This window comes from Caldovatus aquaticus (assembly GCF_019458025.1).
In the GTDB taxonomy this organism is placed as follows: Bacteria; Pseudomonadota; Alphaproteobacteria; order Acetobacterales; family Acetobacteraceae; genus Caldovatus; species Caldovatus aquaticus.
In genome coordinates this window covers 1-5,928 of the sequence record NZ_JAHZUY010000103.1, presented here as the reverse complement: position 1 = coordinate 5,928, position 5,928 = coordinate 1, and the positions used below count along the sequence as shown (strand labels likewise).

Annotated in this window: 12 protein-coding genes; 9 read left to right on the top strand and 3 right to left on the bottom strand. The window is 73.6% G+C overall.

The features are described 5' to 3' along the window. On the top strand, positions 1 to 875 hold an 875-nt coding region (locus tag K1J50_RS18370), incomplete at its 5' end, for a Mu-like prophage major head subunit gpT family protein (protein ID WP_220119208.1). Here the strand turns inward: K1J50_RS18370 and K1J50_RS18365 are convergent. Then, positions 876 to 1,265: a type II toxin-antitoxin system VapC family toxin gene (locus K1J50_RS18365; protein ID WP_220119207.1), complete on the bottom strand. Its 390-nt coding sequence runs from the start codon at positions 1,263 to 1,265 to the stop codon at positions 876 to 878. It abuts the gene before it with no gap. Continuing rightward, positions 1,262 to 1,540: a type II toxin-antitoxin system Phd/YefM family antitoxin gene (locus K1J50_RS18360; RefSeq protein ID WP_220119206.1), complete on the bottom strand. Its 279-nt coding sequence runs from the start codon at positions 1,538 to 1,540 to the stop codon at positions 1,262 to 1,264. Before K1J50_RS18360 ends, K1J50_RS18365 begins: the two co-directional genes overlap by 4 nt. Before the next feature lie 102 nt (positions 1,541 to 1,642). Between K1J50_RS18360 and K1J50_RS18355 the strand changes: the two genes are divergently transcribed. Both K1J50_RS18355 and K1J50_RS18350 read left to right on the top strand, forming a co-directional pair. Continuing rightward, entirely contained in the window at positions 1,643 to 1,993 is a 351-nt protein-coding gene (locus K1J50_RS18355; protein ID WP_220119205.1) for a DUF2190 family protein, read from the top strand. After that, positions 1,993 to 2,391: a M15 family metallopeptidase gene (locus tag K1J50_RS18350; protein ID WP_220119204.1), complete on the top strand. Its 399-nt coding sequence runs from the start codon at positions 1,993 to 1,995 to the stop codon at positions 2,389 to 2,391. Before K1J50_RS18355 ends, K1J50_RS18350 begins: the two co-directional genes overlap by 1 nt. Here the strand turns inward: K1J50_RS18350 and K1J50_RS18345 are convergent. Continuing rightward, the gene (locus tag K1J50_RS18345) at positions 2,382 to 2,684 is read right to left on the bottom strand and encodes a hypothetical protein (protein ID WP_220119203.1); all 303 of its coding nucleotides are present in this window, start codon (positions 2,682 to 2,684) and stop codon (positions 2,382 to 2,384) included. The genes K1J50_RS18350 and K1J50_RS18345 overlap by 10 nt on opposite strands. On the opposite strand from K1J50_RS18345, the gene lysC reads away from it, so the two are divergent. The 6 genes from lysC to K1J50_RS18315 are packed head-to-tail and all read left to right on the top strand — an operon-like array spanning position 2,671 to position 5,759. Further along, entirely contained in the window at positions 2,671 to 2,946 is a 276-nt protein-coding gene (gene lysC / locus K1J50_RS18340; RefSeq protein ID WP_220119202.1) for an Rz1-like lysis system protein LysC, read from the top strand. The genes K1J50_RS18345 and lysC overlap by 14 nt on opposite strands. Next, a complete protein-coding gene (locus tag K1J50_RS18335; RefSeq protein WP_220119201.1) occupies positions 2,943 to 3,251 on the top strand; it encodes a head-tail joining protein in 309 nt (102 codons plus the stop codon). Before lysC ends, K1J50_RS18335 begins: the two co-directional genes overlap by 4 nt. 13 nt (positions 3,252 to 3,264) lie before the next feature. Continuing rightward, on the top strand, positions 3,265 to 3,585 hold the full coding sequence (locus K1J50_RS18330; protein WP_211842265.1) for a phage holin family protein: 321 nt from the start codon (positions 3,265 to 3,267) through the stop codon (positions 3,583 to 3,585). Next, positions 3,582 to 4,325, top strand: coding sequence for a DUF6441 family protein (locus K1J50_RS18325; RefSeq protein ID WP_220119200.1), 744 nt, complete (start codon positions 3,582 to 3,584; stop codon positions 4,323 to 4,325). The genes K1J50_RS18330 and K1J50_RS18325 overlap by 4 nt, the downstream gene beginning before the upstream one ends. Further along, positions 4,322 to 4,768, top strand: a complete 447-nt coding sequence (locus K1J50_RS18320) for a hypothetical protein (protein WP_220119199.1) — start codon at positions 4,322 to 4,324, stop codon at positions 4,766 to 4,768. The genes K1J50_RS18325 and K1J50_RS18320 overlap by 4 nt, the downstream gene beginning before the upstream one ends. Before the next feature lie 34 nt (positions 4,769 to 4,802). After that, positions 4,803 to 5,759, top strand: a complete 957-nt coding sequence (locus tag K1J50_RS18315) for a phage tail tube protein (protein WP_220119198.1) — start codon at positions 4,803 to 4,805, stop codon at positions 5,757 to 5,759. Positions 5,760 to 5,928: the final 169 nt, after the last annotated feature.

Below are 5,928 nucleotides of genomic sequence, written 5' to 3'. Positions count from 1 at the left end.
GCTCCGACTTCCCGGCCCTGCTCTCCGCCGCCGCGAACAAGATGCTGCTCGCCGCCTACGTACCGGCGCAGCCGACCTACCGGCAGATCTTCCTCCGCCGCGACTTCCGCGACTTCAAGCCGCACCGGCACCTCCGCATCGGCGACTTCCCGACCCTGCTGCCGCTCGCCGAGAACGGCGAGATCCAGGTCGGCACCATGTCCGAGAGCCAGGAGATCGTGCTGCTGCAGACCTTCGCCCGGCGCCTCCGCGTCACGCGCCCGATGCTGGTCAACGACGACCTCGGCGCCTTCACCGACTTCGCCGCCGCCATCGGCCGCCGCGTCGCCGAGTTCGAGAACGCCACCGCCTACAACCTGCTGAACAGCGCCAACGGCGACGGCCCGACGCTCGCCACCGGCAACGCGCCGGTGTTCGCCACCGGTGCTGCGCGGGCCAACAAGGCCGGGACCGGCACGCCGCTCGACACCGCGACCATCGGCGCCGGCCGCGCCGCCATCATGAAGCAGCGTACCCTCGACGGCCTGCCGATCTCCATGGGGCAGACCATGCGCCTGCTGGTCGGGCCGAACCTCGAACTCGCCGCCCGCCAGGCGACCGTCGTCGTGCAGGCGAGCGAAATCGGCAAGGCGAACGTCTTCGCGGGCTTCGTGCAGCCGGTGGTCGAGCCGCTGATCCCGGCCAACCGCTGGTACCTGTTCTCCGACCCGGTCGCGGCGCCGGTCTACGTCTACGGCTACCTGAACGGCGCCGAGGGGCCGCAGGTCACCACCGGCCCGGTGCAGGGCGCGGACGGCGTCGAGGTCAGCGTGATCTTCGACTTCGGCGTCGGCGCCATCGACTGGCGCGGCGCCTGGTTCAACCCGGGCACCTGATCACCTCGACCGGAGGATGGGCACGCCATAGCGCCTGGCGTGCCCGTCATCGGTCACGAAGGTCGCGCCCTCGGCCGCGGCCTGCGCCAGGAGCAGGTGATCGAACGGGTCGCGATGGCGGCCGGAGACCGGCAGCGCCGGCAGCCGTCCGACATGCCCGGGCGTCAGGTCCAGCAGATCGAACCCGGCGCGCACGCTGTCCCGGATCAGCGCGGACACGTCGACGTCCAGCTTGCCGATCCGCACCTTGATCGCCGCCTCCCACAAGGAGACGACGCTGACCAGCACCGTGTTGGCGGGGTCGGCGATCGCCGCGCGGGCCTTCCGCCCGAGCCGCTCGTCGCCGGCCGCGAACCACAGCAGCACATGGGTGTCGAGCAGCAGCCTCACGCGGCACGGCCGCGGCGACGCGGCGGGAAGGGATCGGCCTCCATTGTGGCCAGGATGTCGGGTGGGGTCTCCCGGAAATCGGGCGCCACGCGGATCCGGCCCTTCATGAAGCCGAACGGCCGCGGTGCGGCGGCCGGGCGCTCGACCGGCACGAGGCGGGCGACCGGCTCGCCATTCGAGGTCACCAGCACCGACTGCCCGCGCTGCACGCGCCGCAGGTGCTCCGACAGCCGGCCGCGGAAGTCGCGCACGCTCACCTTGGCTTCGTCAGGCATCCGAACCTCCGTGATCACGCCGAGTGTACACACCAGTGTCCGGCCGCCGCAACGGCCGCCTTCGTTCCACCTCCTGATCCACACTTCAGAGGAGACCCTCCCATGCGCAACTGCATCCGTCCCGATGCCCGCTCCATCCCGATGGTGGTGCCCTATGCCGGGGGTATCCTCGCCGGCCAGGGCATGCTGGTCGGCGCCTTCTTCGGGGTGGCGGCCTCCGACGCCGCCCAGAACGCCACCGTCGAGTGCGAGACCCGCGGCGAGTTCGAGCTGCCCAAGGACCCCGCACAGGCGATCTCCGCCGGCGCGCGCGTTTTCTGGGACGACACCAACCGCCGCATCACCACCACCGCGACCGGCAACTTCCAGGTCGGTATCGCGACCATGGCAGCCGCGGCATCGGACGCCACGGTGCGGGTGATGCTCGCCCGCGTGCCGGCGTCGGGGGCGTGATGGCCGCGCTGCTGCCGCGCGACCGGGCGCGCCTCGCGGGCGTGCACCGGGACCTGGTCCGCGTCGTCGAACGGGCTCGCCAGCAGGTGCCGTTCATCGTGACGGAAGGGGTGCGCTCGCGCGAGCGGCAGGCTCGCCTCGTCGCGATCGGGGCCTCGCGCACCATGAACAGCCGGCACCTCACCGGCCACGCCGTCGATCTGGCCTACTGGCTGGACGATGGCGACGGCGTCCCCGAACACGGCGAGGTCCGCTGGGACTGGCCCCTGTACGAGCAGATCGGCGCCGCGATGAAGGCCGCGGCGAAGGAACTCGGCGTGCCGATCGTCTGGGGCGGCGACTGGGCCTCCTTCCGGGACGGGCCGCATTTCGAACTCGACCGCGCGGCCTACCCGTGACGGGCCCGGCCATCCTGGCGTTGCTCGGCCGGCAGGCGCTGCCGATCGGTCTCGCGGTGGCCTTCGCTGTCACCGCCCTGACCGCTTGGCACTTCCGCGCCCAGCGCGATGCCGCACGCCTCGACGCGGCGATGGCCAGCCGTGCGGCGGCAGCCAATGCGGCCGCACTCGCCCAGGCCACGGCGGAGCACGCGCGCCACATCGCCGCGCTCACCGACGAGGCCGAGCGTGCCCGCGCCCAGGCCGCGCGCCTCGGCGCCAACCTGGAGGCGCTCCGCCGTGACCCGAGCCATGCCGCCGGCGCTGCCCCTGTGCTGCGCGATGCTGTCGAGCGCCTGCGCGCCAACCGCAGCGCCGGAGATCCGCCTGCTGCCGCTCCGCCTCCCTGACGCGCTGCTGGTCTGCGCCGCAGCGCCGGCGCTGCCCGGCACGGAGCGGCTGACCCAGGGGCAGGTGGCGGAGCTGCTGCTCGCCTACGACGCCGCCCATGCCGACTGCGCCGGGCGGCTCGCCGCGGTGCGGCGGCTGAACCCCGCCGGCGGAGCCGAGCAGTGAATGCTTTCGCCGACGCGATGGCGGCGCTGGTCGCCGATCCGAACCTCGGGGTGGACGCCGTCTACCGCCAGGGCGGCATCGGACCTGCAGTTGCGGTCCGCGTCCTGCGCTCCTCGCCCGACCGCGTGGCCGACGCCTTCGGGACGGAGATCCTCTCGGCCACCGACATCCTCTCGGTTCCCATCGCCGTCCTACCCGACCTCGCCGCCGGCGACCGCTTCGCCCTCGGCCCCGACCTGCTCACCGTCAGCCACGCCGAGCGCGACGCCTCCGGCACCACCTGGCGCGTCCTCTGCCAGCGATAGGAGCCCGCCCCCCATGCCGCAGAACGCCCTCAGCCTGCTGGAGGTGCTGCGCGACCTGCTGCTCGGCGCCGCGGCCGGCCTCGCCGGGGGCTTCGTGCGCTGGAACCACCCCGAGCGCCGGCGCTTCGGCTGGTGCCTGGCCTGGGAGCTGCCCTCCGCGGCGCTGCTTGGCAGCGCCGGCTATGCCCTCGGCGGCTTCCTCGCGTTCAACGAGTACGGCCGGTTCCTCTTCGCCTTCGTGTTCGGCTACCTCGGCCAGGCCGCGCTGCACGACCTCGCCGTCGCCATCATCCGCCACCGCACCGGCCTGCCGCCGGGGGGCGGGACGCCGTGAGGCTTGCGGCCCGCGTCGTCGGCGACCTGCGCCAGGCGCTCGCGGCCGAGGTGCGCGCCGGCGAGCGCGCGGCGATGGCCGCGACCCGCGCCGAGACCGAGCAGGTCAAGGCCGAGCTGCGGCGGCAGGTCACCACCGCTTTCGGCGGCAACGCCCGCGGCATCGCCCATGCCTGGCGCTCGCAGGTGTTCCCCCGCACGGGGCAGTCGCTGCGCCCCGCCGGCCTGGTCTGGACCAAGGTGCCGAACGTCATCGATGCGTTCGAGCGCGGCGCGCTGATCCGCGCCAAGGGCGGGCGGCGGTTCCTCGCCATCCCGACCGGCTTCAACGCGGCGCGGGGGCGCCGGGGTCGCGGCGAGAAGGGCCTGCGGGTGACGCCGGCGCAGATGGTCGCCTCCGGCCAGGCGTTCCTCCGCCCGTTCCAGTCCGGCCGGGGCTTTGTGTGGTGCCTGCCGCTCCGCGCCGGCGAGCCGACCGGCCGGCGGCGGCGGACCCGCCTGATCGCCGGTGGCCTCACCGAGATCGGCACCGGCCACCGCAAGGGCCGCGAGGCCTGGGCGCGCGGCATGCTCGCCCGCGGCATGGTGCCGATGTTCCTGCTGCTGCCGCAGGTGAAGCTCGCCAAGCGGCTGGACGTGAAGGGCGCCGCCGAGCGCGGCCTGCGCCGGCTGCCGGGGCGCTTCGTGGCGGCCTGGGGTCGGACGCATGCGTCCGACGAGAGCGGGAGGGCGGCGCTGTGAGCGTGCGCGAGACTGCGATCGCGGCCCTGCACAGCCGGCTGCAGACCGCGCTCGCCACCCGCAATCCCGCCCCGCTGGTGCTGCGCAGCGAGACCGTGCCGCAGCGCCTACCGGCCGGTGGGTTGGTCGTCATTCGCGATGGCGAGACCGTGGAGGAGACAGCGATCCTCTCGCCGCTCGCCTGGGCCATCGAGCATCGCGCCGAGGTCGAGGTGACCGTCGGCGGCGCGACGCCGACGGCCCGCACTGCGCTGCTCGACGCGCTGCTGGTGGACATCGCCGCCGCCATCACCGCCGACCGCAGCCTCGGCGGCGCGGTCGAATGGGCGCAGCCCGCCGCGCCCGACTTCGAGGACGTCGAGGTCGAGGGCGCCGCCGCCGCCCGTGCTGCCTCGGTCCCCGTCACGCTGTTCTTCACCGTCGCCGGCTCGCCGCTGGCCTGACGCCTACCCCTCCCGCTGATCCCGGAGACCCCCGATGCCCCGTGCCATCGGCGCCAACTGCCGTCTGCTCATGATCCCTGAGGCGACCTATGGCACCGCGCCCGCGGGCGACTGGCGGCGCCTGCCCTTCCTCTCCTGCGACCTCGGCGCCGAGCAGCCCTTGCTCGACGCCGACGTCATCGGCGTCGGCAGCAGCCGCGATCCGGCCGCGCCCTTCCTCGACACTGTCACGGTGCAGGGCCAGGCCGTCGTGCCGGTCGACCTGGTCAACATCGGCCACTGGCTCCGCCTGCTGCTCGGCCCGCCGACCACCACCGGCACCGACCCGAACTTCATCCACAGCTTCGGCTCGGGCGCGGCGGCGCTGCCCTCGAACAGCGTCGAGATCGGCTACCCCGACGTGCCGAACTACGACCTCTGCACCGGCGTGCGCGCCGACACGCTGGAGATCGACTTCTCGCCGACCGGCCCCGCCACCGCGACCTTCGGGCTGATGGGGCAGGGCTCGACGCGCAGCGCCTCGAGTTCAGGCGGCACCCCGACCAGCGCCGCCTACACCGCCTTCCACAAGGCGCAGGGGGCGATCAGCCGCAACGGCGCCGCACTCGCCCAGGTGACTGGTGCGCGGCTCACCTACGCCAACGGGATGGAGATGGTGCGCACCATCCGCGCCGACCGGAAGGTGGAGGGGGTGGATCCCGGCATCGCGCGCGCCACCGGGCAGATCACCGCGCGCTTCGCCGACAGCACGCTGCTGACCCAGGCGCAGGACAACGCGCCGGCGGAGTTCGCCTTCAGCTATACGATCGACGCCAACCGCAGCCTGACCATCACCCTGCACGAGGTCTACCTCGCCCTCGCCAAGACCCCGATCGAGGGGCCGGCCGGCGTCGAGGCGAGCTTCGCGTTCCGCGCCGCCTACAACGCCACGGCAACACGCATGATGACCGTGGTGCTCCGGAACCAGCAGCAGGCGAGCGAGTATGCGTGAGGATCACGCGCCGCCGAGCAGGTCACGCAGCAGCTCCTGCAGGTCGCGCGCGCCATGCAGGACCCGCAGGATGCGCGGCGGCGTCGCCGTCGCCCGATAGACGATCACGTAGGGGAAGTCCGGGACGACCAGGAAGCGCACCTCCTCGGGCGCCAGGGCGGGGCGGACG